Raw genomic sequence first — 26,793 nt, 5'->3', positions numbered from 1 at the left:
CTGCGATTGTGCTATTTTACCGCTTCTTGACGCCTCACGGAGCTTTGCTGATGCCTCGCCTGACCTCGGTCGCGGTGATTCTGTTGTCGGTCGTGCGCGTTTGCGAGGCCGAGGAGTCACCCGCTCTGTACGTGGAGACCGTGACGGTCGGCGCGCGTGACGACAAGGCACGCGCTGGGGATATTCGCCGCGCCCTGTCGCAAATACTGGAGCGAGTCATCGCTCCCGAGGATTTGCATGGCAAGGCTGGCGAGTCCGTGCTGGGGCAATCCGCGGCCTATGTCGATCAATATGAATACCACTCGGGCGAACCGGGCGCCGCGGGAACGCTGGAAGTCCGCTTCGACCGCGAACAGGTGGACGAAGCCCTGGCGCATGCCGGTTTCGGGATCTTGGGTGACGGGCGTCCCGAACTGTTGGTCTGGCTCCGGATCATGGACGGGGCGACGCCGCGCTTCATCGGCGCGGAGGATGGCGGTGCGTTGATGTCTGCGCTCCAGAAGGCCGCTGCGAAGCACCGCGTGCCGGTGATACTGCCACTACTCGACCTGACCGATCAGACAAATCTGAATTCCGCCGACATCGATACCGTCAATCTCCCTCGGATCCGCGATGCCATCTGGCGCTACGAGACGGAGGTAGCGTTGATCGGCACGCTGGTGCCGTCGGGCGATTTCGAATGGGAGTCGCGCTGGCGTTTCGTGGGGCCCGGCCAGACGGCGGAGTGGACGCAGGGGGCGATGGGCAGCGAGGAAGCGCTTGCGGGTGCCGTGGACGGCGCTTTCGGACGGCTGGTCCGGCTCTATGCCCCGGCCGGTCGCACGGGGGCCACGCTGGAGATCCGGGTCGAGGGCATCGGCTCCATGGCCGAGGGGGAAGCCTGCGGCCGCTATCTGCGCGGGTTGCCGGCGGTGCGCAGCGCCGAGTGGGCGAGCGCCGATGCCAGTGCCGTGTCCTGGCGCGTGCAGGTCGGCGGCAGCGCGCAGGCCTTTCACCAATTGTTGGCCGAGAGCCGCCGCCTCCGGCCTGCCGCAGAGCCCGGATCGGCGGGCGCCAAGGTCTACCGATGGGTCCCTTGAGCGTACGGGACATCCCGAATCTGATCACGTTCTTCCGGATCGTGCTGGTCGGTCCCGTGATCCTGACGATGACGGCCGGACGTTTCGACTGGGCCCTGGGACTGTTCATTCTGGCCGGCGTTTCCGATGCGATCGACGGCTTTCTGGCCAAATACTTCCACTGGCAAAGCCGGCTTGGGTCCTTTCTCGACCCGATCGCCGACAAGCTGCTGCTGGTCAGTTGCTATGTGACGCTGGGGCTGAAGGGACTCGCCCCGCTCTGGCTGGTCGGAGCGATCGTGCTGCGTGATCTGGTCATCGTCTCAGGTGCGATCGCCTACTATCGGCTCTCGGGCCCGTATGAGGGACGACCGCTGTTGATCAGCAAACTCAACACACTCCTCCAGCTGAGTCTGGTCGTCGCGCTGTTGTTCGACCAGGGTCTACACCCGCTGCCGTCCTGGGGGTTGGACGCGATGATCTACGGGACGCTGTTCACGACGGTAGCCAGCGGGGCGCAGTATGTACTGCTGTGGGGGCGGAGTTACTGGCGTCACGAAGGGCCTGCCTAGCACTCGCCTTTAGCTTCAGCGCCCCGTCACGTCGGGCGGAAAGTCTTCCAGCAAAGCTGCCACGGCCTTCTGAATGCGGCGCAGGCGGTTTTCCGGTGTGTCCTCGAAGCGGAGGATATCTTTGGTTTTGCCTCGCCAGAGCAGCCGCCCGTTCGTGGGGGAGACGATGTCCACGGCCAGCAGTCCTTCTTCGATCTCCCGTACGTAGGCACCCCCGTAACCCGGGTAACCGGGATAGTACCAACCGCCCCAATACCCGTAGAACGGGCTGCCGAAGTAACCGCCGTAGCTCGGATAGAAGTAGCTGTCTTCCCGCAGCTGGCGTTGCCGCGAAAAATAGAATCCGACTAGGAAATCCGGTCGCTCCGCGACGTTCGCGTAGCCTTTCCGAGCCAGCTCCGCCTCGACCGCGCCCATGATCCGCTGCTGCAACAGCGTGTCGGTGTCGATCAGGGTATCGCCGGCCTTCTGCTGGGCCTCGGGTTTCCAGCGGTAGGTTCGCAGCGTTGCGAACGGCGCGTTGGGGTCGTAGTCGACGCTGACCTTGAGAGTCGAGCACGCAGCCAGAAGCAGGCCGACGACAGCGGCGGCGATACCGACGGGGAGACGGGCTGCGGATCCGGGCGCCTGATTCATGGCAGTGTTATCCTACCGCGTCACGGCATGCCGTGGGCCGCACCTGCACGCTGGCGCCGAGAACTGTCCGAACCGTTGGAACTCCAGACGCAGAATCACGGAGGGCGCCCGTCGCATGCAAGCTCGGTCAAGCTGGAAGCGGCGCTTGTCTCGGCTGCTGCTGATCGCGTTGCTGTCGAGTCTGGGCCCTATCGTCGAATTGCGCTGGCTGCCTCCTTCGACCAGCGCCTTCATGTTGCGGGCTGAGGCGCGGGCCGTTACCACGGGCCATGTTGACGCCCGGGTGCGTTATCGCTGGACCGATCTCAACTCGATTTCGCCCCAGTTGGCACTGGCCGTGATCGCAGCCGAGGATCAGCATTTTCCGGAGCATTGGGGTTTCGATCTGGCGGCGCTGCGCAGTGCCTGGCGGCACAATCGCGCGCATGCGCGGATCCGCGGCGGTAGTACGCTTTCCCAGCAGCTTGCCAAGAACCTCTTTTTGAGCCCGAGCCGCAGCTATCTTCGCAAAGGTGCGGAGGCTTACTTTACGCTGCTGCTCGAAGTGCTGTGGCCCAAGCGGCGGATTCTCGAAACCTATCTGAACATCGCCGAATTCGGCGACGGAGTGTTCGGGGCCGAGGCCGCCAGCGAGGCGTATTTCAACAAGGCATCCCGCGATCTGACGGCGAACGAAGCCGCCTTGCTGGCCGCCGTCCTGCCCAATCCACAGGTCCTGACGGTGCGCCGACCCAGCCGCTTCGTGCGGGCGCGGGCCGCCTGGATCCTGCGGCAGATGCGCCAACTCGGAGGATCCGGCTATCTCCACCGGGTGCAGTGACGTTCAGATGCCGAGATTGCTCAAGGCGACCATGATGTCATTCAGAATGCCGGTCAGGCGCGGGTGTTCCACTTCAAACTCGGTGATCGCATCCTTGATGTCATCCACCAGATGCAACTGGTGTTGCCCCAGTTCGGCCGAAGTTAGTTGCTGCTCCAGTCGACCGACCAGTTCCTCCAGACGCTCGCCGGTGGGGCTGTCCGCCTGATCCAGGTGCTCGATTTCGGCCCGCAAATCGGCCAGTGCCTGGACAATCTCTTTGTCTGTCATGTCGTCGAAAACCTCGATGTTGGCGTTATCCTCTGGGCCGGACACGGCGCAGCCAGTCGGCCCGGAGGAATGTTAACCGCAGTCCCGGAGCTTGGATAGCTTGACGTCGGCCCCGGCCGGGTCAGGGCTGTAGGTCCCGGGCCCGGCGGGTTCGCGGCGTCACTTGAGTCCCATGCGCTCGCGAAATTTTTTCAACAGCGGGCTCGCGGCCTTGACGGACTTGTCATCCGCGGAGAGCTTCTCGTATTCCGCAATCTTTCCGGTCAGTGCGGCCGGATCGCCGACAGCCATCACGGCGCCCATGCGCCCGCCCCAATGGGTCGGGCAGCGGAAGACGTACAGCCCCTCGCGCTCCACCAGATAGTCATGGTCTGCATTCACGGTCGAGCGCAATTCGGGCGCGCCTTCCGGCCACATGCCCGGCACGCTCTCGACGGAGTGCGCGGACATGCTGCGAAACGCGATCACGTCGCCGACATTTGCCCGGAAGACGTCGGGCACGAACTTGATCCCCTGCGCCTTGACCACGATGGTCTCCGCGCCCGCGGCTTCCGCCGTCAAGGCAGCCGCGAGCAACATCAATATCCTGAATGCGGTCAGCATCGCTTGAACTCCCGTCTACCGCCATTGCGTGGCGCGCCGGCGGCGGTGTGGAAAGGTTAAGGGCCGTGGCGGCCGATCGCCAGGATCGGCGCGCGAGGCGGCTCGCATGGGCCCGTCACGCGCCGCTGCCGTTGAGTCCGAGATCGCGGATCCCGCGGTCGTCCGTTGGTGCGGGGTCGGCGAAGCGCTGCGCGATGCCGTTCAGTTCATCGAACAGGAGGTCGAAGGCCTCCGTGATGTCGGGATCGAATTGGCGGCCGCTCTCGCTGACGATCATTCGCCGCACTTCGTCCGGCGGAATCGGCTGCTTGTAGGGACGACGGCACATCAGGGCGTCGAACACGTCGGCCACGGCCATCAGGCGGGCCGAAATGGGGATGCTTTCTCCCGCGAGTGCGTCCGGATACCCCGAACCATCCCAGCGTTCGTGGTGACTCCGGGTAATCTCCTTGGCCAGCGCCAGGAACTCCACCGGGTTCTCGGCATCCTGCTCGGCGTGCGCGAGTGCATCGCAGCCAAGGTAGGTATGCGTCTTCATGATTTCCCATTCGGCCGGCGTCAGCGGGCCTTCCTTCAGCAGAATGTGGTCGGGAATGCCGACCTTCCCGATATCGTGCAAGGGCGCCGACTTAACCATCAGGTCGATGGTGCGGTCGCTGAGGAACTGCTGGAACTTCGGATGAAACCGGAGTTGCCGGGCCAGGGCCCGCACGTAGGCCTGCGTGCGCCGCAGATGGTTGCCGGTTTCCTTGTCGCGGGTTTCGGCCAGTCGCGCGAGGGCATGGATGCTGACATCCTGGATCAGGTGGTTTTCGCCCATCCGACGCTCGACTTCCAGTTCGAGCGACTGCTTTTGTGCCTCCAGTCGGTCGCGGGCCTGCTTCAGCTCGATATGCGTCCGGACCCTGGCCAGCACGATCGCCGGCTTCAGCGGCTTCGTCAGGTAGTCGACCGCCCCTAGGTCGAGACCGGATTCTTCGTCCTCCATACTGTCGAGCGCCGTGACGAACATGACCGGTATGTCGCGTGTCGCCGCATCGCTGCGCAGGCGCTCGAGCACGGCATAGCCGTCCATTTCGGGCATCATCACGTCGAGCAGGATCAAATCGGGAGACGGGGCCGACGCGGCGATCCGCAACGCGTTCGCCCCGTTGGTGGCGGCGCGGACGAGGTAGCGCGGTTGCAGCAGCGCACCAAGAACGCTGAGGTTCTCGGGTACGTCGTCGACGATGAGCACGACGGGCGGCTGAGCATTCATACGGATTCGTCGCCGGAGGTGGGAGCTGTCCCTGCCATCAGTCGCTGGTCTCCGCCGCATCCTGCGCCGCCTTGGCCGGAGGTCTGCCGTAGAAGTCGCTGTCCTTGTAGAGTTCATGCACGTGCCGCAGCAGGACCATCACGACGGAGGCGATCGGTAGCGCCAGCAGGACGCCGAGAAAGCCGAACAGTTGACCCCCGGCAAGGACCGAGAAGATCACGGCAACGGGATGCAGGCCCACGCGCTCGCCCACCAGCAAGGGCGTCAGCAGCATTCCTTCGGCTGCCTGCCCGACTGCGAACACCGCCAGCACGGGCAGTAGCGATGACGCATCCCCGAACTGCACCAGGGCGGCAATGCACGCGGCTACGATTCCGACCAGGGTTCCGGCGTAGGGAATGAAACTGACCATACCGGCCAGCAGCCCGATCAGGAATGCCAGATCGAGGCCGACCAGAGAAAGCCCCGTCGCATAGATGATGCCCAGTGCCAGCATCACGGAGAGTTGTCCGCGCATGAACGCGCTCAGCACGGCATCGGCCTCCGTGACGAGCTTGGCGGCCGTTCCGGCATAGCGTTGCGGCAGGAGCCGGTGCAGGTGGGCGACCAGCGTGTCCCAGTCCCGCAGCAGATAAAAAGTCACGACCGGAATCAGGACCAGGTTCGCCACCCATCCGACGACCGCCATTCCTGATCGGCTCAGCGAGCCCAGGACATACTTCGCAGTGCCGCCGGCAGAGTCCCAGTGCCGGTTCAGCAGCGCGGTGATGTCTTCCAGGTTGCGCAGCGGGATGTCGATCCCGAATTCCATGTGCAGCCAGGGTATGACGCGCGTCTTGATCCAGCGCAGGAGTTGCGGCAGGTTGTCGAAGAAACGGTCGAGCTGCGCTTCGAGTGCCGGCACCAGCAAGAATAGAAAGGTACCTATGGCGACCGACAGCAGCAGGAAGACGATGATTACGGCCGCTGTGCGCGGCAGCCGGAGTCGCTCCAGGCGGTCGGCTATGGGGTCGCTTAGATAGGCGAGCGCAGCGCCCGTCACGAAGGGCGTCAGAATCGGCACCAACAGGTAGATCAGCCAGCCCAGGCCGGCCGCGGCGGTGAGGATCAACCACGGAAACGCTGTACGCGGTGCCGTGGGTACCGGTTCGCCCGGACTAATGCCGGTAACGTCCATCCGGGTCAGCCGCTGGCAGGTGTCAGCGCGCAGACGATGCCGTTGCGCTTGAGAACCTGGCAGGTCTGCTCGGCCGCGTTGCGGCTCATCCCGCTGAGGTAGGCGGTGTAGAGCATGCGCCCGCCGCTGCGACGGCTTCGAATGTTGATGCGGGCCTGTCGGTAAGTCCCCGGGGCGTATTTCCGTACCTTGTTCAACTGCAACTCGGCGGCCTCCTCCTGCGGGAACTCACCCAGGCGGATCTGCCAGTCCTGCGCCTTGCGCGTGTCGGCCGTCGTGCGGGGACGGCGTTCGAGTAGCTCCTCGGCCGCGGGATATCGCTCGAGCAACGCCGACCGCGTTTCCTCCGGCCGCCGCAGCACCGAGGCTGCTGGGGAGAAAGCCTCAAGCGTTGTCAGATACTGCCGGGCCGGCAGCCCGTCGAGTTGCGCAAAGCCATCGTCCAGCAGCTCCGCCATGTGGTCATCGCGCTTGCGGGCGCTGGGGCCACCGAACACCACCCCGATCAGGCGATGTCCATCGCGCCGCGCCGAGGCGACGAGATTGAAGCCGGAGGAGTTGATGAAGCCGGTCTTGATTCCGTCCAGGCCGTAGTACCGCTCCATCAGGTGATTGTGGTTGTCGAACGAACGGCCGCGAAAGTCAAAATAGCGCGTCGAGAAATAACGGTAATGCTGAGGAAATTCCTTGATCAAGGCCTTGCCGAGCCGCCACATGTCCCAAGCGGTCGTCACTTGCTGTGGGTCGGGTAATCCCGATGCATTGCGGAAAACGGTATTGCGCATACCCAGCTGGTGAGCCTTGCGCGTCATGATGCTGGCAAAGGCCTCTTCCGAGCCGGCCAGGCCTTCGGCGATGGCACTCGCGGCGTCATTGGCCGATTGGGTCACCAGCGCCAGGATGCCCTGTTCTACGGTGATCGATTCGCCGACCTTGAGCCCAAGTTTTGACGGCGGGCGCGAGGTGCAGTGGCGCGAAGCCCACAACTGGTCGTTCAGCGAGATTTTTCCGCGCGACAGTGCATCGAACACCATGTAGAGCGTCATCATCTTCGTCAACGACGCCGGGTGGCGCAGTTCGTGCGGTTCCTCCTGATAGAGGACCCGCTCCGATTCCACCTCCGCGACCAGGGCCGAATAGGCTCTGGCCCGGGCGTCGTTCCCCGCGAACAGGCATAGGAGGGTCGCCAAGAACAGGCCAGTCAGTTTGCGCATGGCCGGGGTCAAAGAAAAGTCAGAAGTTTCCACGGGTTATTGAATGGGGCAGTCGACCAGACCAGGCCTCTTGGCGAGTCCGTCATGCAGTCGATGATGGAACGAGGGTTTCCCGGGCGAAAGCCCTGGGCATGGAGTTTTGTGGGCACAACGCACGGCAGGCAAGTTGCTGGCGAGAAAGCCGAAACCGATGGTTCGCCGGGTGTGCACTGCTGATTGGGCTCGTAGGGGTCGAAATTGAACTGGGTTCCGCGGGACCGGTTCACTGGCGAGCGCCGGTAGGGCGAGGTGGCCCTGCGGCTCATCGCTGCTTCATGACACGCTGCTTTTCGCGCGCCCAATCCCGATCTTTCTCAGAGGCCCGCTTGTCGTGCAGTTTCTTGCCTTTGGCGAGCCCTATTTCGAGCTTGGCACGACCCTTGGACCAGTATAAAGCCAATGGGATCAAAGTGTATCCCTTGCGCTCCACGTTGCCGATCAGTCGGTTGAGCTCGTGCTTGTGCAGCAGCAGTTTCCGGGTCCGCGTCGGGTCCGGATCGATATGCGTGGAGGCCGAGGCCAGTGGCGAGATATGCGCGCCGAGCAGCCACGCTTCACCGTTCTTCAGCGTCACGTAGGCTTCCTTGAGCTGCGCGCGACCGGCGCGAAGGCTCTTCACTTCCCAACCCTCCAGGGCCAGGCCGGCCTCGAAGCGCTCTTCAATGAAAAATTCGTGGGTGGCCTGGCGATTGACGGCAATCGAAGGATTGGCTTTGGCTTTGTCGTTGGAGGGTTTGCCCATCGTGGAACAGTCGGAATGCGTTTTGGTATTCTTGGCGGTCATTTTACTGCCTGGCGCGTCATCGGTGCGGGTCCTCTCGATCCGACCCCGGCGCGGGCGTTCTTCGCACGACGGAAACTCTCATGACAGATGCTCGGCGGGTGCACACCCAATGGTCCTCGCGGATGGCCTTCATACTCGCGGCTAGCGGTTCGGCGATCGGTCTCGGGAACATCTGGAAGTTTCCGTACCTGACCGGGGACAACGGCGGCGGAGCCTTCGTGCTGGTCTACCTGCTGTGCGTTGCGGCCCTTGGCGTGCCGATCATGATGGCGGAGACCATGCTCGGCCGGCGTGGTCGACAGAGTCCGATCAATACGATGCTAGCGCTCGCGGATGAAGCGAAGGCCAGTCCGTTGTGGCACTACGTGGGTTGGGTGGGCGTGCTGGCCGGCTTTTTGATTCTGTCGTACTACAGCGTCATCGCGGGCTGGGCGATGGCTTACATCCCGAAGATGAGCAGCGGCATGTTCAGCCACAGCGACGCCGCGAAGGCCGGCGAGGTATTCCGCGAACTCCAGGGCTCGTCGCAGCTTCAGTTCATCTGGCACACGCTGTTCATGACCGCAACGATGGCGATCGTCAGCATGGGCGTCAGCGCCGGGCTGGAGAAGTGGACGCGCTATCTGATGCCCTTGCTCTTCGTGATGCTGCTCGGGCTCGACGCTTACGCGATGACCACCGGCGGTTTCGGTCAGGGTATGGCGTTCCTGTTCAAGCCGGACTTCTCGCGCCTCGGCGGGGAAGGCGTCCTGGCGGCGATGGGGCAAGCCTTCTTCTCATTGGGGCTGGGCATGGGCGCGATCATGGTTTACGGCTCCTATCTGCCCTCCCACGTATCCATCGCACGCGCTTCGCTGTTCGTTGCCGCGGCCGACACCATCGTCGCGCTGCTGGCCGGTGTCGCCATTTTCCCCATCGTGTTCGCGAACCACCTGGCACCGACGATGGGCGAGGGCCTGATCTTTCAGACCTTGCCCGTCGCCTTCGGCCAGATGCCGGCCGGCGCGACCGTCGGCGCATTGTTCTTCGTGCTGATGTTCTTTGCGGCGATCACCTCGTCGATCGCGTTGATCGAGCCGGCCGTCGCGTGGCTGTCCGAGAACCGAGGGATGAGCCGTTCCGCGGCCGCCTTCTGGAGCGGCGCCACGTGCTGGCTGATCGGCCTGGGCACGATCTTCTCGTTCAACGACTGGGCCGGATACACCTGGTTCGGCAAGAATTTCTTCGAATTGATCGACTTCCTGACCTCGGATCTGATGTTGCCCGTCGGCGGCGTCTTGGTCGCGGTGTTTGCGGGCTGGGTCATGCGGCCTGCCGACAGCGAAGCCGAGCTGGAAATGGGCGAGGGGTCGGGTTATCGGGTCTGGCAGTTCCTGATCCGCTACATTGCGCCGGCCGGCGTCGGGCTGGTGTTCCTGCGCGCGATCGGCATCGTTTGATGAGCGAAGCGCTGCGGGTGGGGGTCGAGGTCTGTTACGCGACCCCGGACAAGCAATTCCTCATCCCGGTGGAAGTCATTGCGGCAAGCACGATCGAACAGGCGATACGGCAATCGGGCCTGCTGGAACGCTGCCCGGAAATCTCGTTGAGCGCGAACAAGGTCGGGATCTTCGGCAAGCTCGCCGAGCTGGAGCGCGCGGTCCAGCCGGGGGACCGGATCGAGATCTACCGGCCGCTGTGCGCCGCACCACAGGATTTGCGCCGTAAGCGCGCGCGGGCGCAGACGCAGCGCTAGTCGTCCAGGTCGCCGACGTCGAACAGTCCGGTGATTTTCTGCCAGATGGTCTGGTCCCGTTCGATTTTGGGGATGTAGATCGTCGAGTCTTTGGTGGCATTCGCCTCCACCATCGCGCCGGGCCGAAAATCGCCCTCCAGCTGAATCAATTGGTCGCGCTCGAATACCAGCGTGATCCGCCGCTCCTCGCGCTTGCCGCCATTCGGCTCGGTCGAATAGATGTAATCCCACCGATTGTCATGGAGCGGATCGGTCAGCAGCGGGCTGCCGAGCAGGTAGGTGACCTGACGGCGGTTCATGCCCGGCCGCAACTGGTTGACCATCTCCTGCGAGACGATGTTGCCCTGGTTGATGTCGGGGCGGTTTACCAGCGGGATGCGGTCCAGGGAGCAGCTAGCAAGCAACACAGTGAACACACACAGCAACTTAAATGGGCGAGCCGTCGGCATGGTATGATGATTGGACTCAAATCACAGGCGCGCGGACGGTGACGCACCGGTTCGCACGGTAGTCAGCGTTCCGAGAAGGTTCGAAGTGGAAACCCAAGACATTCGAAATGCCGGGCTGAAGGTCACGCTGCCGCGGATCAAGATCCTGGAACTGCTCGAGAAGAGAAGTGACGCAGAGCGGCACCTGACGGCCGAAGAAGTATACAAGTTTATGCTGTCGCAGGGCGAAGAAATCGGGCTCGCGACAGTTTACCGCGTGCTGACCCAGTTCGAGGCCGCGGGACTGGTCAAGCGCCACCATTTCGAGGGCGGCAACTCAGTCTTCGAGCTGAACCGCGGCGATCACCACGACCACCTGGTCTGCGTCCGGTGCGGTCAGGTGCAGGAATTTGCGGATCCGGTCATCGAAGAACGCCAGCGGGAAATCGCGACGCAACTCAATTTTCAACTCACCGAACACTCGCTGTGCCTCTATGGCATCTGCGCCCGGTGTCAGGAGGCGCCGCCGGAAGACTAGTCTTTCCGGCCCGGCGCCCGCAAGGAACGGCCCCCCTCTCGTCCATGTTCAGACCCCTGATCCTGTTTATCGGGCTGCGCTACACGCGCGCCAAACGACGCACGCGCTTCATTTCGTTCATTACGCTGACGTCGGTCCTCGGCATCGCGCTGGGCGTCACGGCCCTGATCACCGTGCTGTCGGTCATGAACGGCTTCGAGGCCGAACTGCGGGAGCGCATCCTCGGCATGACCTCGCACGCCTCGATCAGCGGCGATCAGGGGCAGCTAGCTGACTGGCCCGTGCTGGAGCCGGTGCTGAAGACCGAGCCGCACATCGAGGGTTGGGCGCCTTACACCGAGGGTCAGGCGATGATCAACTTCGACCGGCGCGTCAGCGGGGTCATGTTGCGCGGCATACTGGCCGATTACGAGCCGCGGGTGTCCGAGGTGACCAGCCATATGGTCGATGGCCGGCTGAGCGACCTCAAGCCCGGCGAGTTCGGCATCATCCTGGGATTGGAACTGGCTCACTACCTCGGTGTCGGTCCCGGCGACAAGATCACCGTCATCACGCCGCAAGTCACCGCGACACCGGCCGGCATCCTGCCGCGACTGAAGCGCTTCACCGTCGTCGGGACCTTCCAGGTCGGTATGTACGAATACGACCGCAATCTGGCGCTGATCGATCTGCAGGACGCAGGCCGGCTGTTTCAGATGGAAGGCAACGTATCGGGTCTGCGGCTGCGGCTGGATGACGTCTTTCTGGCGCAGCGACTGGTGCGCGACCTGGGTCCGAAGCTGAACGGCAACTACTACATCTCGGACTGGACGCAGGCGCACAGCAACTTCTTCCGGGCGATCCAGACCGAAAAACGCGTGATGTTCATCATCCTGCTGCTGATCGTCGCGGTGGCCGCCTTCAATATCGTCTCGACGCTGGTGATGGTGGTTACCGACAAGAAGGCTGATATCGCGATTCTGCGAACGCAGGGTATGACGCCGCTGTCGGTGATGGGCATCTTCATCGTGCTGGGTACCGTCATCGGTGCGGCGGGCGCCTTGCTCGGCGGTATCGGTGGCGTGTTGCTCGCGCTGAACGTCGAGACGATCGTGCCGGCCATCGAGCGCCTGTTCGGCGTGCATTTCCTGTCGGCCGACGTGTATTACATCAGCGACCTGCCATCGAAGCTGCTGTGGAGCGATGTCGCACAGATCACCGCGATGGCCTTCGCGCTGTCGCTGCTGGCGACGATTTATCCGGCCTGGCAGGCGTCGCGCATCCGGCCGGCCGAGGAGCTGCGCTATGAGTGAGGCCGTGCTGGAGTGCCGCGATGTGCACAAGCGTTTCGAACAGGGCAATCTCAACGTCGACGTGCTGCAGGGCGTGAGTCTGCGCATCGAGCGCGGCCAGCGGGCCGCGATCATGGGCGCGTCCGGTTCGGGCAAGAGCACGCTGCTGCACCTGTTGGGCGGACTGGATGCGCCGAGCAGCGGCCAGATCGTGCTCGATGGCGAGGATTTGTCGACCCTCAGTGAGCCCCGCATCGCTGCGCTGCGCAATCGCGCGCTCGGCTTTGTCTACCAGTTCCATCACTTGCTGGGCGAGTTCACCCTGCTGGAAAACGTCGCGATGCCGTTGCTGATCGGCGGTGTCGGTCTGGGCGAGGCGCGCGAGCGTTCAGCCCGGATCCTCGAACGCGTGGGACTTGCGCAGCGTGTTGAGCACAAACCGGGTGAACTGTCAGGCGGGGAGCGGCAGCGCGCGGCCGTGGCGCGAGCATTGGTCACACGTCCGAAATGCGTGCTGGCGGATGAACCGACCGGCAATCTCGACCGCAAGACAGCCGAGCGCGTCTATGAATTGATGCTGGAATTGAACGCCGAATACCAGGTCAGTTTCCTGGTCGTCACGCACGATCCCGCTTTAGCCAAGCGGATGGATCACACCTTTCAGTTGGAAGACGGCCGCATCGTCTAAGCGGAACCCGTTTTCCGGCTGCGGGCCGTCGCGGACTGCTCGCTTGCCGCCGCGGCGGCATGTCTGGCCTCGAGTTCCGCGTGATGTTCGAGGTGGCGGAGCAGCTTTGCATACGATGCCGGAGTTTCCCGCGTCAGCAACAGCGTGCTCAGACCGGTGCGCCGGACTTTGCGGAGTTCCCACTGGTGGAGCACCGACTTCCGCCACAGGTAGCGGATACCGAAATACCCCAGCACGCCAAAGACATTCATTAGCGTGAAGCAGCCGACCAGGAACGGTGCGCCCAGATCCCAGACCTTGTCGATCGTGAAGGATTGGGTAAAGTCGCTGAAGCCGAACGAGGGCTGACCCATGACCAGCGTGCCGACCCAATACGCAACGTAGTACAGCGGCCCCCAGGTCAGCGGATTCGTGATCCAGACCAGGGCCACCGCGATCGGCAGGTTGGCGTCGAAGTAGATTGCCAGGGCGGCGGCGATGATTTGCTGCCACGGCAGCGGCGGGGTCCACATCGCCCACAGGCCTACGCCGAAAGCGCGTGACACCGAGCGTCGATTCAGATGCCACAGATTGGGCCGGTGCAGTTTTTCCCCGAGGAACCGCAAGGCCTTGATCTCGGTGACCTTGTGCGGATCCGGCAGGTACCGCTTGAGAAACGACTTCGGCATGGCGGGCAGTCGGTGAAATTCGGGCGAGCGTTATTTATTCTTCAGCGGGCGCCATTCTACGATTCCGAAACCGAAAGTTGAATGAAATTCTTCCCAGGGAGTCGGCGCCAACGGCCCGTGTAATGCTGGCCTTCGTGGCGGGTGTCGCCGCGATCCAGTGGCTGCCGTCGCTGCCGACTACCTGGGTGCTCGTCCCTGCTGTCGCCGGCCTCGTCGGGCTCGTCCGCTACCGACGGCACGTGCTTGCCGCGCTGCTGGCCGGTCTGATTTGGGCCCTGGCGCTGGCTTACCTGCGCGTCGCCCAGGAATTGCCCCGTGCGCTGGAGCAATCCGAACTGCGACTCGAAGGGACGGTGGCCTCGGTGCCCGAAGTGCGCGAGGGCGAAACCCGCTTCCTGTTCGAGATCGATGCGGTGCGGGCTCCGGAGGGTGCCCGGGTTCCCGGCCAGGTCCGCCTCACCTGGTACCGGTCTGCGTTCACGCTCAAGGCGGGTGAGCGCTGGCGCCTCGCGGTCAAGCTGAAGCGACCGCACGGCATGCTGAACCCGGGCGGCATGGACTATGAACTGTGGCTGTTCGCTCACCGCATCGGCGCGACTGGCTACGTGCGCGAGAGCGACGAGAACCAGCAGCTGGCCCCGCGGCCGGACCTGTTCGGCTTTCAGCGCTGGCGGCAGGCGCTCAGCGATGCGCTGGAGCCGGTGCTGCGGGAAGGGCGCTTCGGGGGCATTCTGAAAGCCCTGGTGTTCGGTGATGAGTCCGACATCACGCCGGAGCAGTGGGATGTGCTGCGCAAGACCGGGACGGCCCATCTCGTGGCCATCTCCGGGTCGCACATCGCGCTGATCGCCGGTTGGTGTTTCGCGCTTTCACTCAAGCTGGCCGCCGTGGCGCAGGTCTCGCGCTGGGCGCCGATGACGGTCGCCGCGTGGGCCGGCTTCGCCGGTGCACTCGCCTACTCCGGCCTCGCCGACTTTGCGATCCCGACGCGTCGGGCCCTGGTAATGATCGCGGTCATCATGGCCGCAGTCGTATTGAAACGTCCCGTCCGTCCGTTTTACCTGCTGCTGCTGGCGGGGTTCGCGGTCATCTCGGTCGATCCGCTGGCTCTTCTGGCAGCCGGTTTCTGGCTGTCGTTCGTCGCGGTGGCAGCGATTCTGTGGGTGGCCGCCCATCGACTCCGCCCACCCCGCCCGCTGTGGGGCCTGTGGCAGATCAACTGGGCCACGGCCCTGGCATTGGCGCCGCTGCTGCTGCTGTTCTTTCGCCAGATTCCATTGTTGTCGCCGCTGGCCAATCTGATCGCGGTACCCTTGTTCGGCATCGCGCTGATTCCGTTGTGCCTGCTGGGCGCGGCGATGCTTCCCATCCACCCGCCGCTTGGCGGAAGCCTGTTCGGACTGGCCGACGAGTTGCTCGCATACTTCTGGAAGCTGTTGGACGCGATGGCCGGCCTGCCGTTCGCACAGTGGATACAGGCCCAGCCACCCCTGTGGGCGACTGCGCTGGCCCTGGGAGGCGCACTGATTCTGCTGGCCCCCCGCGGGTTGCCGGCGCGCTGGGTGGGCGGTGTGCTATTCGCCCCGGCGCTGACCTGGCAGCCGTCTGCGCCAGCGCCCGGCCAGGCCGTGCTGACCCTGCTCGACGTCGGGCAGGGCCTCGCCACTGTCGTTCGCACGCACCGGCACACGCTCGTCTTCGATACCGGTGCGCGCTTTAGCGACCGCTTCGATATCGGCTCCGCCGTGCTCTGGCCATTTCTGACCGATCAGGGCGTCACCCGGGTCGACACGCTGGTGATCAGCCATGCGGACATCGACCACATGGGCGGGGCGGAGTCGCTCGCACGGCTGATGCCGGTCGGCCTTGCCTACGGCAGTGCGCCGGAGCGGCTGCCGTCGTCCCGACCGCTGACGTGTGCCGAGGGTCAGGACTGGACCTGGGACGGCGTGCATTTCGAATTCCTGTGGCCGGCGGGCAGCTACCGGGGCAGTGAGAACGACCGTTCCTGCGTGCTGAGAGTCACCGCGGGCCCGCACCGGGCGTTGCTGACCGGTGACATCGAGGCACTGGCCGAGGCCCAACTCGTGGAGCGCTACGGCGAGCGCCTCGACGCCGACGTGCTGATTGCACCGCACCACGGCAGCGATTCCTCGTCGACCCGGCCCTTCCTGCAGCGGGTGTCGCCGGCCTACGTGCTGGTGTCGGCGGGTTACCGGAACCGTTTCGGCTTTCCGGCGTCGAAGGTGCTGAAGCGTTACGAAGAGGTGTCGGCTCAGGTGTCGAACACGGCCGAACTCGGTGCGCTCAGGGTTGAATTGGGCACCGGTTCCGGTGTGCAAGGTCCGGTAGGATATCGATCGACTTACCACCGTTACTGGAGTTGGCGGCCGTAGGGGTGGATCTGCCGTGAGCGGTCGGCCCGCGCGGTGAAGGTTCGAGATCGGGTCGAAGCGAGCTTCAATTCCAGCACAAAATGTGACACACTTCTCAGTGAACCAATGGGGGCGACTTGGCTTCGACGGGAGTCGCAAAACCTGAGGTGCATGCCGAGGGGCAGAGGACCTCGTAAATCCAACTGCAACAAAATAGACGCAAACGACGACGTTTACGCCCTGGCCGCTTAAGGCCAGCCTTCGGTCCGCAGCCAGCTCATAGGCGGCGGGTTCCGGGGGTAACACAATTATGAGATAGCGAGAGGGTCTGTCCGAGGCCTGATCGCGAAACACTTAGGACTCGCCGTCCGCTCTCCCTGCCACTCGGGTGGCGTACGGTTAAATTAATAGAGCTGGATAAGCATGTAGAGCCGAGGGCGGAGGGCTTTCGGACGCGGGTTCAATTCCCGCCGCCTCCACCAAATTGGGGTCCACTCAGGACCCATACAGACCGACTAAGACCGATGTAAATCAGTCTTTTAGTCGATCGAGCCACAAGACGCGACCGGTCTCGGTCGGTCTACGTCGGCCTCGGTGGTGGCACGAATTTGACACAAATTCGCCACACGTCGCCGAGGCGGACCGCCTCACCGCCGGCCTGGGCACCTTCGAGTGCCGACCGTTTCGGTTACGCATCTTCAGCGACCTCGCTCCGATCGCTATCGATCTCGGGCGACGGTACGCGCAGACCGCCGAGCGCTTCAGTCACGTTCACGCCAACCGTGAACTGCTGGACATCCATGAGCGGCTCCGCATTCATGACCTGAACCTCTGCGCTGACACGGAAGAACTCCGGGGCGTGGCTCGCGCCTGCGCCACTCGGTGCAGCTTCACGCGCCAGGAAGCCTCAACACCGTCCGACGCCCATCAAGGTTGCCTCCGCATCGTCGAGCGCTACCGGCTCATGCCTCCCCACGTCAAAGATGGCGCCCTGGAGCCCGCCCTCAATCGCATGTGCGATGCCCGATGGTGGTTCCGCAAAATCCAGACCCTGCGCCTCCAGACCTTCGAAGCCGTCGCCCGCGATATCGAACTGGTGACACGCTGTCGCGGCGCCTATGCCAGTGACTACACGGTCAGGCTTAAGCGCCGCCAGCGAGAACGAAGCCGCCTCTATCTGGAATCCACCTTCGTCGGCAACGAAGCGGGGCAGACTTACTCCCTGCAGGAACTGGCCGACCGCTCGGTTTCCAATCCGGCAATCCGTCGCGCCGAGCTCATGGTCCGCATCAAGGGCTTCGAAATGGTCGCCGGCCTGCTCGGGGACGTGGGCGAGTTCTACACCCTCACCACGCCGTCACGCATGCACGCCCGCCTGCACGATGGACAGGGCAACCCACGCTATGACGGGACCAACCCGCACCAGGCGCACGTCTACCTGACCCACCTGTGGACCCTGATCCGCTCCGAGCTGCACCGGCAGGGTATCCGGCCCTATGGGTTCCGCGTGGTCGAGCCCCATCACGACGCAACGCCGCACTGGCATCTGCTGCTGTTCATGCCGGCCAAGCATGCGGCCCTCGTCCGGGCCGTTATGCGCCGCTATGCCCTGGCCGACAACGGGGATGAACCGGGCGCACAGACGCACCGCTTCAAGGCGGTCGCTATCGATCCGGCCCAAGGCACCGCCACCGGCTACATCGCCAAGTACGTCGCCAAGAACATCGACGGGCACGGCCTGGAAGCGGATCAGATCGGCAACGATGCACGCCACGCCGCCGAGCGCATCACGACCTGGGCCTCGGTCTGGAACATCCGCCAGTTCCAGCAGATCGGCGGACCCAGCGTCACCGTCTGGCGGCAGATGCGGAAGCTCGCCAAGGTCGAAGACGAAGACCTGGAGACCCTGCGCAGCGCTGCGACCGCCAGCGACTGGGCGGCCTACACGCTCGGCATGGGTGGACCCTTGTTGCCACGCCGCGCCCATCCTGCCAAGCCCCTCTATGGGCTCGGCCGACAGCTCCACCCGGCTACAGGGGAAATCGTCTACACCACCCGGGGCCAGTACGGAGACCAGGCACCCCAGCGCGTAACAGGCATCACCCATCGGGACACGCCCCACGACACGCGCAAGCATTTCTGGACGCTCGCCCGCAAAGGCAGCGCAGCGGGCGAGGGCGGAAGCGCAGGGACTGCGCCCCGCCCCGCCGCGCAGCTGCCGACCACGGAAGAACCATCAGCCATGCCTGCCGCCCCGCTCACGCTCTCCCCTCCGGGATCGGCTCCGAGCGCAGCGGTCTTCCCTTGGACCTGTATCAATAACTGTACTGACCCGGATCAGTCCACCGGTCGGACCCACTGACGGAAAGCCCATGCGCAGAAAAGCCAAACGAGAGCCCCTGGCCATGAACGAATTCACGCTAGAGGAAGCGGTCGCCCTGATCTACCGGCTGGCCGTGCTGGACAAGAATGCCGCCAAAGCCGGGCAACTCCCCGATATCACGCAGATCGGCCTCGTCTGCGGCGTGCTGACGATGAACGACCAAATCGAGGTCGTCGTGAAGCTCCACGATGAGATCCGGCAGTACAACAAGGAAGAATTCGAGACCCAGATCACATTGCTGGAAAGCTGATCGGTCAGCCGGTTTTGATCCTGAGAGTCACTAGCTACTCTGTAAGTCAGTAGTAACTCTCAAAGGCAGTAGTGATCATGGAAACCAGCAACGCACGACTCCTCGTTCTGGACGAAGCCACCGAGAAAGTCATCCTCCAGCACATGGACGATTTCAAGGGCCTCGGCACGACGCTCGAAAGCGCGCTCGGTGCCCTGGTCATCGGCCAGTACTTCGGCTGGCGTGTCCTCAAGCTCGTCCACAACCCGGCCACCTATCGCCAGTACGAAAAAGTGCTCGGCATCGAGTTCAAGGACGTCTGCGAGCCGATCACGCCGGCCGGCGAGCGCAAGAGCGTCGGCTACGCCATCACCAAGGCGCTCAAGAGCTTCTGGGCGGTGATCATGGGCAAGCACAAGGTGCCCGAAAAGGGCCGGCTGAGTGACGAGCAGGAGATCCAACGCCACCTCGCTGAGCTCGACAAGGAGGGCATATGAACCGGCCAACCGAACTCGTGACCGTCAAGAAGTGCTCGGAACTCTACGGCATCACCCCGGAATCCATCCGGCAGCTCAAGAAGAAGGGCCAATGGCGCCAAGGCATCCACTGGGTCAAAGCGCCCAATGGTCGAATATTCATCAAACTCACGGCAGTCGACGCATGGATACAGGGTACAAAGGCATAACCGTCCGGGGAAACAGCATCCAACTGGCCTTCACCTATCAGGGGGTCCGTTGCCGCGAATGCCTGCCCGGGCCGCCGACAAAGACGTTGCTGAAGGCGCTGGCGCAGCAACTCCAGGCGATCAAGCACGAGATTAGGACGGGCCGGTTCGACTACCTGCAGCATTTCCCATACAGCAAGACGGCGCAGAAGCTGCGGACCTCCCGAGCCGACCGGTACACCATAGGCGAAGCCCTGGACGCCTGGTTCCAGCGTGCCCGGGATCGCTGTGAGCGAAGCACCCTGCGCGATTACCGCAGCGCGATCGACTATCACCTGATCCCACGATTCGGCTCTCTCCCTCTTGTGCAGCTCACGGCCATCATGGTCAAGGAGTGGCTTGCGGAACTGCCATGCTCGAACAAGCGCAAGAACAACATCTTGACGCCGTTGCGCCAGGTCTACGAAGAGATGTACCTCGATGAGAGGATCGACAAGAATCCCCTGGAGCGCGTCAAGAATCTACCGGCGCCCGCTCGTGAGCCAGATCCGTTCACAGGCGAAGAAGTCGCAGCCATTCTGAACGAGCTCACCGGCCAGGAACGTAACCTGATCCAGTTCGCGTTCTGGTCGGGTCTCCGCACCTCTGAGCTGATCGCCTTGCGGTGGAAGGATGTGGACCTGGAGCAAGGTCGGATCTTTGTTCGCGAGGCCAAGGTTCGGGGACACCTCAAAGGCACGAAGACCGCTTCGGGATCGCGGGAAGTCACCTTGCAGCCCCAGGCGAGAGAAGCGCTCCTTAGCCAGCGCGAGTTCACCGGCCAGCTAAACAACTGGGTGTTCCACGATTCGCGAAAGAGCGACGCCTGGAAGAACGACCAAGCGATTCGGAAAACCGTCTGGATCCCCGCGCTTGCCAGGGCCGGGGTGACCTACCGGAATCCTTACCAGACGCGTCACACGTTCGCATCCACGCTTCTCTCAAGAGGCGAGAATCCCATGTGGGTCGCGCAGCAGATGGGCCACAAGGACTGGGGGCAGATTAGGAAGGTTTATGGGCGATGGATTCACTAATCGTCGATAGAACAATAGGCTACTCCGTCTCCCGCGTTGGCTAAGTAGTCAGATCCGGATCCCTTTGAGGCTGCAGGAGTAGGAAATATCTCCGTTGTCTGTTCCTTATTTTGATTCACGGAAGAGGTGGTGTCGCGTCGAGGCAAAACACCGCTAACTGTGGGGTGCCGTTCTGAATGCTTGAGTGGGAGGTTTGAAAAAAGACGCTTTCGTTTGGCTACTCAATGTTTTTTACTAGCTCCTGTACATTAGGAACCTGTTTGTCCAGCTGAGATTGATTGACGACAATGGTTTTTCCTGTGAAGTGTTTCTGGCCTGACGTGAGTGACGAGATAGGGATTCCAAGGGCTCCGGAAACAACCGACGCGGTATTGGCATCGTTAACTTCATACTGAAACATTGTCTTGAACGCTTTCTTTGAATTCGGCGTCGGCGCGCCCGTTGGATGTACACAGAAGAGTTGCGGTGATGTTTGCCAAACCCGCCATATTTCTTCACCAATCTCGTTGACAACTGTCTTGAAAGCCGAGGCAGAAGAGTTATTCATCTGAGTTAAACGGTTTCCTATATACATATATATTTCAGGTGTTGCCATCCTATATCTCGTCGATTCTAGGTGAAAGTCAGATTGCGGGTCGCCGGTATGTCTCCGAATGCCATAGACAAGTGAGAGAACGGCTTTGACCGCCCTTTTTGAAGATCCGTCAGCAGAGAACGGAATCAACAATCGATCTGCGGCTGTAAGGGCTAACTCAGTGTAAATAGTGAAGCTTGGATTGCAGTCAATAAACACGCATGATGCTTCGTCATTCCAGGATGCGAGTATGTCTGTAATTAAATCGCGCACCCAAAGGTGAACGATCCTCCAGGCGTCTTGAGGGCCCGGAAATGTCGCGCTGGTAACTCGTGAAGACTGAATCTCCAGCTGTTCATCGCCAACGACCATGTATAAGTTACTAGGTACCCTGTTGTTATGAAGAGCTACCTGTGTTACATAGCTAGCTCCAGACTGTGGCGACATGTACGGGCTTCGAATTCTATCTTCGATGTAGCCAGAAATGGTTTTTCTTGGTTGTGCCGTGTGAATTTCTGTTAAGCGGCTCTCGCCATCAATCATGCCGCCAAGTAGCATTGAAGATGAGTTGGCTTGTGGGCATAGATCTATCACTAGGACCTTTCGGTCTGGGTGCTGTCTAGCGTATTCCGAGGCCAACTGAAAAGTCAGATAGCTTTTACCAACTCCACCCTTATTATTCCAGATTGCGTATATGGCCATTTGCCGGTGTTCTCCTCGCCAGATGGAATGAAACGTGCGATATTTTACTCAGTCTGTGCATCTTACTGTTAACACGCTATAGTGTCAATAAAAACAGTATGTTACGATTAGATGGTTGAGCGGGCGGCACGGTTCTGCTCTGTCTGAGGGGGACGTGGCCTCCTTTCCCAGCAGAGGGCCCCAACTCGGCGCGTTTGGAACAGAGGGGGGCAAGGCGGTATGGATGTTCCGAAGTGTCGCCTTTCGCCTGACGAACCGTGGAAAAGCTGGTGTCGAAAGGGTGTCTAGGTTAGCCAGACAAACTTCGGCTAAATCAGGAAGAAACCGTTAGGCTTCGCGAAGCAGGTCGAAAAACATCGGGCTATGGCATGTCCGAAATCGACACTTGTATGCCAAGAGTTGAGTGTAAGGAACTGAAATGTCAGAAATAGCACAAGGTTCAATTCCCGCCGCCTCCACCACTTCAGGATTCAAAGGAATCCAACAACGTCCATAAGCCAGCGTCACTGCTGGCTTTTTTGTGTTCGAAGCATACCGCGAAGGGCAGTGTCGTCCATCTAGACCCGCCTCCCGCGCTGCACATCTTCAGACATGCGTCGCGGTTGACCAGGACGCCGAAGTCACTGGGTTCCTGCTCTCCATCGGGAAGGGCAGAGCCGAACAGCGCGAGGTCGGTCAAGCCATGGTGTGCATTCAGGAAAGCCTTACTTGCCGTCAACAATTCGAGGGATAAGTGGGAAGGTCAGCGCGGGAGTCTGATGGGCGAAGGGCGCCGACTGACCGCGGCCCCGGAAGCGCCCATCCGGAAGGACTTTGTGGATCGGACACCGGCTCAGAGAAAGCTGCGCTTTGCACTGTGGAATGCGCGCGCATATTCGGCAGTGCTTTCTTGTGGAACTGCCGACTCGGTTGGTGCGGAGGTACCCGCGGATGCGGCACAAGGATCCGCCTGGGACATCCGAGGGCACGATGAACCCATCGTTCCCATATTCCAGCGCGAGCGCCAACACCAGCAACCGCGCATGATAATCCGGATGGGCTTCGATCCCGGCGATATTGACAGCGCCGGCCTCGAACTCCCAAAAGCGCGTCGGATGGTGAACCTGTCTTGTCGGTTCGCGTTTCCGCCACTGTCACTTCCTGGGACGGGAGTGGCGGCACTCTACGAAAGTGACGCTTAACCGCCTCGTGTTGGTTCGCTGCAGTCCGTGGAATTCCGTAGGCGCTCTTTTGCTTGCTCCAGTTCGATAACCGCTGCACACTTGAAGGTCATCGCCGCACGGGTGCGGACACCAAGCTTCGCGCAAATGCGCCGCAGATAGGTTGCGACAGTCCATTCGCTCAGTCTGAGATGGGCGGCTATCTGTTTTGTCGGTGCCCCTTTTGCGACGAGCGCCGCAATTTGAAGTTCGCGAGCACTCAGTGTGCCCGCGTGGCCAAGGGCATCGATACTCACGCTTGCCTTTCGTGCAATCAAACATTGTCGGTCGCCAACCGCAAACCGGCAGATTTCTGTGTAATTCAATGTACCGCCCGACACCTGTTCCGCGAAGGCTGGCCCAGCCAGAGTGTCTGATAGCAAGATTATGTGAAACTCCTTATCCCCAAGGACAAAGGTGCCGACAAGTTTATTGCTCCCCGGCGTCGTCGAGAAATCGCTGCCATCATCAGGCTTCATTCCCACCCCCCGGCTTCCCATTACGGCGCGAGAAGCCAACCCGTTTCATGCTGTGCCTGGGTACATGAGGAGGCGGCATCCGCAAGCCAGGCTGATTTCAGGAAGATCATTCAGCCGGGTTCGCTCGGCGCCCCCCCCAGGTCGCCGTCGCAGACATCGAACGCCGCCAGGATATGGAAGGAAAATCCGAGCCATCCATCGCGGGGATGACAGCAAGGATTCCAGCCAGATAACGGCAAGTTTTTTAGGCTGTCACGATCCCGACCTCAAGACAATCGGTATGACTGCCTATAGCCTCGGTCGATAAGCGCTACGTCTTTAGTGCAAAAGGGAGTCGTCCATACCGCTCTGAAAAGGCTGATCACCATCCCATTCCTGACCGCAGTCCCATAGCCAATCAATCTCGTCCCAGAACATGCCGCCTTCGATGTCGAAGGGGAAGTCCACCATCTCGGCGGCCGCGTCTCCAGTGAACTCCTCGCTGCCGAGGGGCTCAATTCGGTGCTTGCAAAACCAAGGTGAAGCTTTCATTTGGCTACCTCTAGAGTTCACGGGGAGCCCCAATCGTGGGGGAGCGCCGTACCTCGAGCCGTCCGGGCCTAAGCTGCTTCTCTATCAGCGTTGGGAACCGTCGAGCCGGCCTTGACGCTCGGATGCCAAAGATCGACGCTAAATTAGCCTCGGCGTCATGCACCACTCGGATTAGGGAAGTCGGTCCTGTCAGTAAAGGTGTCAGGCCCGGGCCGTGACCGCTCACCGTGCTATCGCCGTGGACGATGACACCCACGGTAATGCGGCCTAGTCTTGCACTTGGCCCGAAACGGGTGTCGGCGTCGGCGATCGCGACCAGATCGCCGAAGCGCAGCGTTTCCAGGCGGTAACGCCGGCGCGTATGCTGATCGAAAAGCTGGATGTCGTAGTCACCTCGCCAGACGGTGTTCTTCCCCAAGCCTGAGCCCATGATGCCCGCCGGGAAGCGGTGGGTGACGGGTACTTCGAGGGCTCCGTCGTGCTCCGCAATGCCCCAGCGCAGTAAAAGCCGTGGCGCACTGTTGAACACTGCTATTTCGGGGTAGTCGGGCAGTTCGAGGCCGAGGCCGCAACTGTAGATTTGAACCCGGTCGCCGATATTGAGGCGCTGCAGCACGGAGGTCGGGAAGTCCACGATGACATGGTCTATGCCGCCGTGCTTGCCGGTAACCAGGCCGATCTGGCCCGTGCAGGGACCGGTCACGACGCGGGCGGCGTTGCCCACACAGGCGTAAGTCATCAGCGCACGATTAGGGCCATTTCGGGCGCCAACGACCTCCCGCTGGTTATTGTGCAGCGAGACACCGGGTTCGATATGGTCGCCCGCCAAACCGACACAGCGATCGCCGATGCGGTGGTTCAACACGATACCACCGGTAGCCGGTAACACCCGGGGCACACCATCGTTTCCGATTCGGTAGGGATTGGCTGCGCCGACCGGATGAGCGATCTGGCCCTGGACCGCGACCATTACCAGATCCTCGCCGTTGAGCCGTGGTCCCGACCGCGAACGGTGGCCGTGTCGGTTCATCGTCCCTTCCTCGGTGGAAGCATCGGGGTGATGCGAGCGGTCATAACGGATACCAGAATGCCTGTGCATCCCGCCAATAGTCGGCAGCAGGCAGCGTTTCGGCATCGAACTCCCCGAGATCATCGCCCATGAAGCCGAATTCACCCCGTCGGCTCCCCGCGGCTATCGCAGCGGCCGGGGCCGCAATGTGCAACACGGCGAGACGCAAGCCCGACCAGACCCATTTCCCCAACCCGGCATGAAGCATGGCCCTGCGGAGCAGATCGGTTTCTTCACGCCTCCAGGGGTCATTCTCGGCGACTTCAATGCACCGCTGGCTGGGCCGATCACCGTGCACTGCCGTCCACTGCTCGAACACCTGGCAAATATCCGGGACACGCCTTGAACCGACACGGCCACCCGGCTCACCCGTCTCGCCGGTGGCTGGCAGGTGCGTCAGCACGAACGCTGATGGCAAGGTTGCTGCCAAAGCCACCACATCGCGGTAAGCGGACGGCAGCACCGTCTTGTCCGGCAAGAGCCGGTCGAGGTCGGCGCATATCGCCTCGTACCGCCACACCACTTCCGGTTCCAGGCCATCGGGCAGAAATGACTCCATCGGTCCGTCGCCGATCCAATAGCAGTTCTGCCGGCCGGGGTCGTTTTCGAGGCGGATCCTTTCCCATTCACGCAGCGCTTCCACGACGATTCGCGAGCGTTCAGGCGCTGGGGCGCCCTCATCGTCGGCCGTGTGCAGCAGACTGGTCGGCTCCTGTAGATAGAAATGGGTGTTGTCGAGGATATGCCACAGTTCGCGCGCCACCCACAGGTCCATGACCCGGCCCAAGCGCGTGGCCAGCGGCAACCCGAAGCTGGACAGCGCCAGGGTTGGGTCGAGTACGCAGGACCAGCGCTTTTGGCTGATGTTGACGGAAAGCTCGGGCAACACCGCGTTCATGTTGTTTACGCTGCCTCGGATGAAAGCTGACCGCGGGCTGGGCGCCCGTCACTCCTCGAATGCACGCGACGCCGGGCTTCCTGGCATGAACACCGTGACGGCGACGCCCCGCGGACGCGCGACCGCCACGGCGAGACGCTGAAACTGAGCCGCGTCGGTGCGCGATGTAGCCTGGGGTACCTGATAGATCAGCCGGACGCGTTGTGGCAGCGCCGGCAGTCCGCGTGCACCCCGCATCTGGTTCAGTGCAGCCAAGCCCTGCTGATAGTTCAGGGCCTGGGCGACATGCTGGCTGACCGTGGCCCGCAGACGCGTCGCGTCAAGTCCACCGCTTGGCAGCCGGTAACGGGACAAATCGATATGTTTGCTCTCGAACGCAGCAGGGGCGGGACGCCCGCCGCGGCGCGAAACGGGTACCACGTCGACCGAGCCAGCGCGTGGCGTTCCACGCGGGTCGAGAAATACCACCGGCACCTGCCGCTCCAGCGCGTAACCATGACGGCGGAACACCCTTTCGAGTCGACGCTCGGCCACACCGCCGCGCCGGACATTGCGCCGGAGGGGGCTGCGCGCGGCCGTATCCGCATCATCATCGAGTTCGACATCGGCCGCGTCCATGCCGTCAGCCAAGTCCGAGTCCGCTGCCGCATCGTGCGCTTCCATCCCTTCGAATGCGTCGAGCTTGCTGCGTTCAGAGCGATCGCTGGGATTTCCTCGCACGCGATGTCGTGAGCGTGTTCCAGACGCTCCACATTCGCAGGGTTGTACCCGGCAACGCCGGCACACGGGCCGGAACGGCGAATTGCCATTACTGCCGCGTTCCAATCTGTCCAATTCGTCATGGAGCATTTCGCTGAC

30 protein-coding genes and 1 other RNA gene are annotated in these 26,793 nt (G+C 62.3%); 15 read left to right on the top strand and 16 right to left on the bottom strand.

Going from position 1 to position 26,793, the window contains the following annotated elements; translation table 11 throughout:
* The first annotated feature begins 50 nt into the window (after nt 1-50).
* Both ACW73L_RS03870 and ACW73L_RS03865 read left to right on the top strand, forming a co-directional pair.
* Entirely contained in the window at nt 51-1,079 is a 1,029-nt protein-coding gene (locus ACW73L_RS03870; RefSeq protein WP_498920095.1) for a DUF8605 domain-containing protein, read from the top strand.
* Nucleotides 1,067-1,630 (top strand): CDP-alcohol phosphatidyltransferase family protein, encoded by a 564-nt coding sequence (locus ACW73L_RS03865; RefSeq protein ID WP_498920094.1) that lies wholly within the window; start codon nt 1,067-1,069, stop codon nt 1,628-1,630. The genes ACW73L_RS03870 and ACW73L_RS03865 overlap by 13 nt, the downstream gene beginning before the upstream one ends.
* A 15-nt stretch (nt 1,631-1,645) precedes the next feature.
* Here ACW73L_RS03865 and ACW73L_RS03860 read toward each other — a convergent pair whose 3' ends face one another.
* Entirely contained in the window at nt 1,646-2,266 is a 621-nt protein-coding gene (locus ACW73L_RS03860) for a DUF4136 domain-containing protein (protein WP_498920093.1), read from the bottom strand.
* Nucleotides 2,267-2,381: 115 nt separating this feature from the next.
* Between ACW73L_RS03860 and mtgA the strand changes: the two genes are divergently transcribed.
* Complete coding sequence (mtgA, locus tag ACW73L_RS03855) at nt 2,382-3,086, top strand: monofunctional biosynthetic peptidoglycan transglycosylase (RefSeq protein ID WP_498920092.1); 705 nt, start codon at nt 2,382-2,384, stop codon at nt 3,084-3,086.
* A gap of 3 nt (nt 3,087-3,089) precedes the next feature.
* Here mtgA and ACW73L_RS03850 read toward each other — a convergent pair whose 3' ends face one another.
* The 6 genes from ACW73L_RS03850 to smpB form a co-directional block, all read right to left on the bottom strand.
* Entirely contained in the window at nt 3,090-3,356 is a 267-nt protein-coding gene (locus ACW73L_RS03850) for a DUF4404 family protein (protein WP_129884422.1), read from the bottom strand.
* Between the two features lie 159 nt (nt 3,357-3,515).
* Nucleotides 3,516-3,959, bottom strand: coding sequence for a cupredoxin domain-containing protein (locus tag ACW73L_RS03845; protein WP_498920091.1), 444 nt, complete (start codon nt 3,957-3,959; stop codon nt 3,516-3,518).
* Between the two features lie 115 nt (nt 3,960-4,074).
* Nucleotides 4,075-5,217: a response regulator gene (locus ACW73L_RS03840; protein ID WP_498920090.1), complete on the bottom strand. Its 1,143-nt coding sequence runs from the start codon at nt 5,215-5,217 to the stop codon at nt 4,075-4,077.
* A gap of 37 nt (nt 5,218-5,254) precedes the next feature.
* Complete coding sequence (locus ACW73L_RS03835) at nt 5,255-6,394, bottom strand: AI-2E family transporter (RefSeq protein ID WP_498920089.1); 1,140 nt, start codon at nt 6,392-6,394, stop codon at nt 5,255-5,257.
* Nucleotides 6,395-6,399: 5 nt separating this feature from the next.
* Nucleotides 6,400-7,608 (bottom strand): D-alanyl-D-alanine carboxypeptidase family protein, encoded by a 1,209-nt coding sequence (locus tag ACW73L_RS03830; protein ID WP_498920088.1) that lies wholly within the window; start codon nt 7,606-7,608, stop codon nt 6,400-6,402.
* Between the two features lie 301 nt (nt 7,609-7,909).
* A complete protein-coding gene (gene smpB / locus ACW73L_RS03825; RefSeq protein ID WP_129884488.1) occupies nt 7,910-8,389 on the bottom strand; it encodes an SsrA-binding protein SmpB in 480 nt (159 codons plus the stop codon).
* 122 nt (nt 8,390-8,511) lie between these two features.
* Here smpB and ACW73L_RS03820 point away from each other — a divergent pair, with 122 nt between their 5' ends.
* Together ACW73L_RS03820 and ACW73L_RS03815 are read left to right on the top strand one after the other, a co-directional pair.
* Nucleotides 8,512-9,870, top strand: a complete 1,359-nt coding sequence (locus ACW73L_RS03820) for a sodium-dependent transporter (RefSeq protein WP_498920087.1) — start codon at nt 8,512-8,514, stop codon at nt 9,868-9,870.
* Between the two features lie 17 nt (nt 9,871-9,887).
* Nucleotides 9,888-10,166, top strand: coding sequence for an RnfH family protein (locus tag ACW73L_RS03815; RefSeq protein ID WP_498920226.1), 279 nt, complete (start codon nt 9,888-9,890; stop codon nt 10,164-10,166).
* Here ACW73L_RS03815 and ACW73L_RS03810 read toward each other — a convergent pair.
* On the bottom strand, nt 10,163-10,573 hold the full coding sequence (locus tag ACW73L_RS03810) for an outer membrane protein assembly factor BamE (RefSeq protein ID WP_498920086.1): 411 nt from the start codon (nt 10,571-10,573) through the stop codon (nt 10,163-10,165). The two genes, ACW73L_RS03815 and ACW73L_RS03810, sit on opposite strands and share 4 nt — an antisense overlap.
* 127 nt (nt 10,574-10,700) lie before the next feature.
* Between ACW73L_RS03810 and fur the strand changes: the two genes are divergently transcribed.
* Genes fur through lolD form a run of 3 tightly spaced genes read left to right on the top strand, consistent with a single transcriptional unit; the run spans nt 10,701 to nt 13,091 of the window.
* Entirely contained in the window at nt 10,701-11,132 is a 432-nt protein-coding gene (fur, locus tag ACW73L_RS03805) for a ferric iron uptake transcriptional regulator (protein ID WP_139558294.1), read from the top strand.
* 44 nt (nt 11,133-11,176) lie between these two features.
* Nucleotides 11,177-12,424: a lipoprotein-releasing ABC transporter permease subunit gene (locus ACW73L_RS03800; protein ID WP_498920085.1), complete on the top strand. Its 1,248-nt coding sequence runs from the start codon at nt 11,177-11,179 to the stop codon at nt 12,422-12,424.
* A complete protein-coding gene (gene lolD, locus ACW73L_RS03795; protein WP_129884413.1) occupies nt 12,417-13,091 on the top strand; it encodes a lipoprotein-releasing ABC transporter ATP-binding protein LolD in 675 nt (224 codons plus the stop codon). The genes ACW73L_RS03800 and lolD overlap by 8 nt, the downstream gene beginning before the upstream one ends.
* Here lolD and ACW73L_RS03790 read toward each other — a convergent pair.
* Nucleotides 13,088-13,759 (bottom strand): DUF2062 domain-containing protein, encoded by a 672-nt coding sequence (locus tag ACW73L_RS03790; protein WP_498920084.1) that lies wholly within the window; start codon nt 13,757-13,759, stop codon nt 13,088-13,090. The genes lolD and ACW73L_RS03790 overlap by 4 nt on opposite strands.
* A gap of 77 nt (nt 13,760-13,836) precedes the next feature.
* On the opposite strand from ACW73L_RS03790, the gene ACW73L_RS03785 reads away from it, so the two are divergent.
* Nucleotides 13,837-16,155, top strand: coding sequence for a DNA internalization-related competence protein ComEC/Rec2 (locus ACW73L_RS03785; RefSeq protein WP_498920083.1), 2,319 nt, complete (start codon nt 13,837-13,839; stop codon nt 16,153-16,155).
* A gap of 107 nt (nt 16,156-16,262) precedes the next feature.
* Nucleotides 16,263-16,616, top strand: a transfer-messenger RNA (tmRNA) gene (ssrA, locus tag ACW73L_RS03780).
* A gap of 206 nt (nt 16,617-16,822) precedes the next feature.
* On the opposite strand, the gene ACW73L_RS03775 is transcribed toward ssrA, so the two are convergent.
* On the bottom strand, nt 16,823-16,954 hold the full coding sequence (locus tag ACW73L_RS03775; protein ID WP_498920082.1) for a hypothetical protein: 132 nt from the start codon (nt 16,952-16,954) through the stop codon (nt 16,823-16,825).
* Nucleotides 16,955-17,098: 144 nt separating this feature from the next.
* Here ACW73L_RS03775 and ACW73L_RS03770 point away from each other — a divergent pair, with 144 nt between their 5' ends.
* The 5 genes from ACW73L_RS03770 (at nt 17,099) to ACW73L_RS03750 (ending at nt 20,483) form a co-directional block, all read left to right on the top strand.
* The gene (locus ACW73L_RS03770; protein ID WP_498920081.1) at nt 17,099-18,496 is read left to right on the top strand and encodes a replication endonuclease; all 1,398 of its coding nucleotides are present in this window, start codon (nt 17,099-17,101) and stop codon (nt 18,494-18,496) included.
* A 43-nt stretch (nt 18,497-18,539) separates the two neighbouring features.
* The gene (locus ACW73L_RS03765; protein ID WP_498920080.1) at nt 18,540-18,767 is read left to right on the top strand and encodes a hypothetical protein; all 228 of its coding nucleotides are present in this window, start codon (nt 18,540-18,542) and stop codon (nt 18,765-18,767) included.
* Between the two features lie 77 nt (nt 18,768-18,844).
* Entirely contained in the window at nt 18,845-19,243 is a 399-nt protein-coding gene (locus ACW73L_RS03760) for a hypothetical protein (RefSeq protein ID WP_498920079.1), read from the top strand.
* Nucleotides 19,240-19,431 (top strand): excisionase family protein, encoded by a 192-nt coding sequence (xisR, locus tag ACW73L_RS03755; protein ID WP_498920078.1) that lies wholly within the window; start codon nt 19,240-19,242, stop codon nt 19,429-19,431. The genes ACW73L_RS03760 and xisR overlap by 4 nt, the downstream gene beginning before the upstream one ends.
* Complete coding sequence (locus tag ACW73L_RS03750; protein ID WP_498920077.1) at nt 19,407-20,483, top strand: Arm DNA-binding domain-containing protein; 1,077 nt, start codon at nt 19,407-19,409, stop codon at nt 20,481-20,483. The genes xisR and ACW73L_RS03750 overlap by 25 nt, the downstream gene beginning before the upstream one ends.
* Before the next feature lie 217 nt (nt 20,484-20,700).
* On the opposite strand, the gene ACW73L_RS03745 is transcribed toward ACW73L_RS03750, so the two are convergent.
* From ACW73L_RS03745 to ACW73L_RS03720, 6 genes are all read right to left on the bottom strand, one after another.
* On the bottom strand, nt 20,701-21,759 hold the full coding sequence (locus ACW73L_RS03745; protein ID WP_498920076.1) for a ParA family protein: 1,059 nt from the start codon (nt 21,757-21,759) through the stop codon (nt 20,701-20,703).
* A 1,177-nt stretch (nt 21,760-22,936) separates the two neighbouring features.
* Nucleotides 22,937-23,437: a response regulator transcription factor gene (locus ACW73L_RS03740; RefSeq protein WP_498920075.1), complete on the bottom strand. Its 501-nt coding sequence runs from the start codon at nt 23,435-23,437 to the stop codon at nt 22,937-22,939.
* Between the two features lie 318 nt (nt 23,438-23,755).
* Complete coding sequence (locus ACW73L_RS03735; RefSeq protein WP_498920074.1) at nt 23,756-23,968, bottom strand: hypothetical protein; 213 nt, start codon at nt 23,966-23,968, stop codon at nt 23,756-23,758.
* 10 nt (nt 23,969-23,978) lie between these two features.
* On the bottom strand, nt 23,979-24,998 hold the full coding sequence (locus ACW73L_RS03730) for a DUF4438 domain-containing protein (RefSeq protein ID WP_498920073.1): 1,020 nt from the start codon (nt 24,996-24,998) through the stop codon (nt 23,979-23,981).
* A gap of 40 nt (nt 24,999-25,038) precedes the next feature.
* Nucleotides 25,039-25,935, bottom strand: a complete 897-nt coding sequence (locus ACW73L_RS03725; RefSeq protein WP_498920072.1) for a hypothetical protein — start codon at nt 25,933-25,935, stop codon at nt 25,039-25,041.
* Between the two features lie 48 nt (nt 25,936-25,983).
* Nucleotides 25,984-26,655 (bottom strand): hypothetical protein, encoded by a 672-nt coding sequence (locus ACW73L_RS03720; RefSeq protein ID WP_498920071.1) that lies wholly within the window; start codon nt 26,653-26,655, stop codon nt 25,984-25,986.
* Nucleotides 26,656-26,793 lie beyond the last annotated feature (138 nt).

Source organism: Methylolobus aquaticus, from assembly GCF_054172105.1.
This window is presented reverse-complemented; position numbering and strand designations above follow the sequence as displayed.

Coding starts and splice junctions, on each gene's coding strand:
- ACW73L_RS03770 (WP_498920081.1), top strand. CDS start 17,099: ATGCCTCCCCACGTCAAAGATGGCGCCCTGGAGCCCGCCCTCAATCGC.
- ACW73L_RS03820 (WP_498920087.1), top strand. CDS start 8,512: ATGACAGATGCTCGGCGGGTGCACACCCAATGGTCCTCGCGGATGGCC.
- ACW73L_RS03860 (WP_498920093.1), bottom strand. CDS start 2,266: ATGAATCAGGCGCCCGGATCCGCAGCCCGTCTCCCCGTCGGTATCGCC.
- ACW73L_RS03775 (WP_498920082.1), bottom strand. CDS start 16,954: ATGAATGCGGAGCCGCTCATGGATGTCCAGCAGTTCACGGTTGGCGTG.
- ACW73L_RS03850 (WP_129884422.1), bottom strand. CDS start 3,356: ATGACAGACAAAGAGATTGTCCAGGCACTGGCCGATTTGCGGGCCGAA.
- ACW73L_RS03750 (WP_498920077.1), top strand. CDS start 19,407: ATGGATACAGGGTACAAAGGCATAACCGTCCGGGGAAACAGCATCCAA.
- ACW73L_RS03865 (WP_498920094.1), top strand. CDS start 1,067: ATGGGTCCCTTGAGCGTACGGGACATCCCGAATCTGATCACGTTCTTC.
- ACW73L_RS03830 (WP_498920088.1), bottom strand. CDS start 7,608: ATGCGCAAACTGACTGGCCTGTTCTTGGCGACCCTCCTATGCCTGTTC.
- smpB (WP_129884488.1), bottom strand. CDS start 8,389: ATGGGCAAACCCTCCAACGACAAAGCCAAAGCCAATCCTTCGATTGCC.
- lolD (WP_129884413.1), top strand. CDS start 12,417: ATGAGTGAGGCCGTGCTGGAGTGCCGCGATGTGCACAAGCGTTTCGAA.
- mtgA (WP_498920092.1), top strand. CDS start 2,382: ATGCAAGCTCGGTCAAGCTGGAAGCGGCGCTTGTCTCGGCTGCTGCTG.
- xisR (WP_498920078.1), top strand. CDS start 19,240: ATGAACCGGCCAACCGAACTCGTGACCGTCAAGAAGTGCTCGGAACTC.
- ACW73L_RS03790 (WP_498920084.1), bottom strand. CDS start 13,759: ATGCCGAAGTCGTTTCTCAAGCGGTACCTGCCGGATCCGCACAAGGTC.
- ACW73L_RS03735 (WP_498920074.1), bottom strand. CDS start 23,968: ATGAAAGCTTCACCTTGGTTTTGCAAGCACCGAATTGAGCCCCTCGGC.
- ACW73L_RS03870 (WP_498920095.1), top strand. CDS start 51: ATGCCTCGCCTGACCTCGGTCGCGGTGATTCTGTTGTCGGTCGTGCGC.
- ACW73L_RS03725 (WP_498920072.1), bottom strand. CDS start 25,935: ATGAACGCGGTGTTGCCCGAGCTTTCCGTCAACATCAGCCAAAAGCGC.
- ACW73L_RS03740 (WP_498920075.1), bottom strand. CDS start 23,437: ATGAAGCCTGATGATGGCAGCGATTTCTCGACGACGCCGGGGAGCAAT.
- ACW73L_RS03760 (WP_498920079.1), top strand. CDS start 18,845: ATGGAAACCAGCAACGCACGACTCCTCGTTCTGGACGAAGCCACCGAG.
- ACW73L_RS03730 (WP_498920073.1), bottom strand. CDS start 24,998: ATGAACCGACACGGCCACCGTTCGCGGTCGGGACCACGGCTCAACGGC.
- ACW73L_RS03835 (WP_498920089.1), bottom strand. CDS start 6,394: ATGGACGTTACCGGCATTAGTCCGGGCGAACCGGTACCCACGGCACCG.
- ACW73L_RS03800 (WP_498920085.1), top strand. CDS start 11,177: ATGTTCAGACCCCTGATCCTGTTTATCGGGCTGCGCTACACGCGCGCC.
- ACW73L_RS03845 (WP_498920091.1), bottom strand. CDS start 3,959: ATGCTGACCGCATTCAGGATATTGATGTTGCTCGCGGCTGCCTTGACG.
- ACW73L_RS03745 (WP_498920076.1), bottom strand. CDS start 21,759: ATGGCCATATACGCAATCTGGAATAATAAGGGTGGAGTTGGTAAAAGC.
- ACW73L_RS03765 (WP_498920080.1), top strand. CDS start 18,540: ATGAACGAATTCACGCTAGAGGAAGCGGTCGCCCTGATCTACCGGCTG.
- ACW73L_RS03840 (WP_498920090.1), bottom strand. CDS start 5,217: ATGAATGCTCAGCCGCCCGTCGTGCTCATCGTCGACGACGTACCCGAG.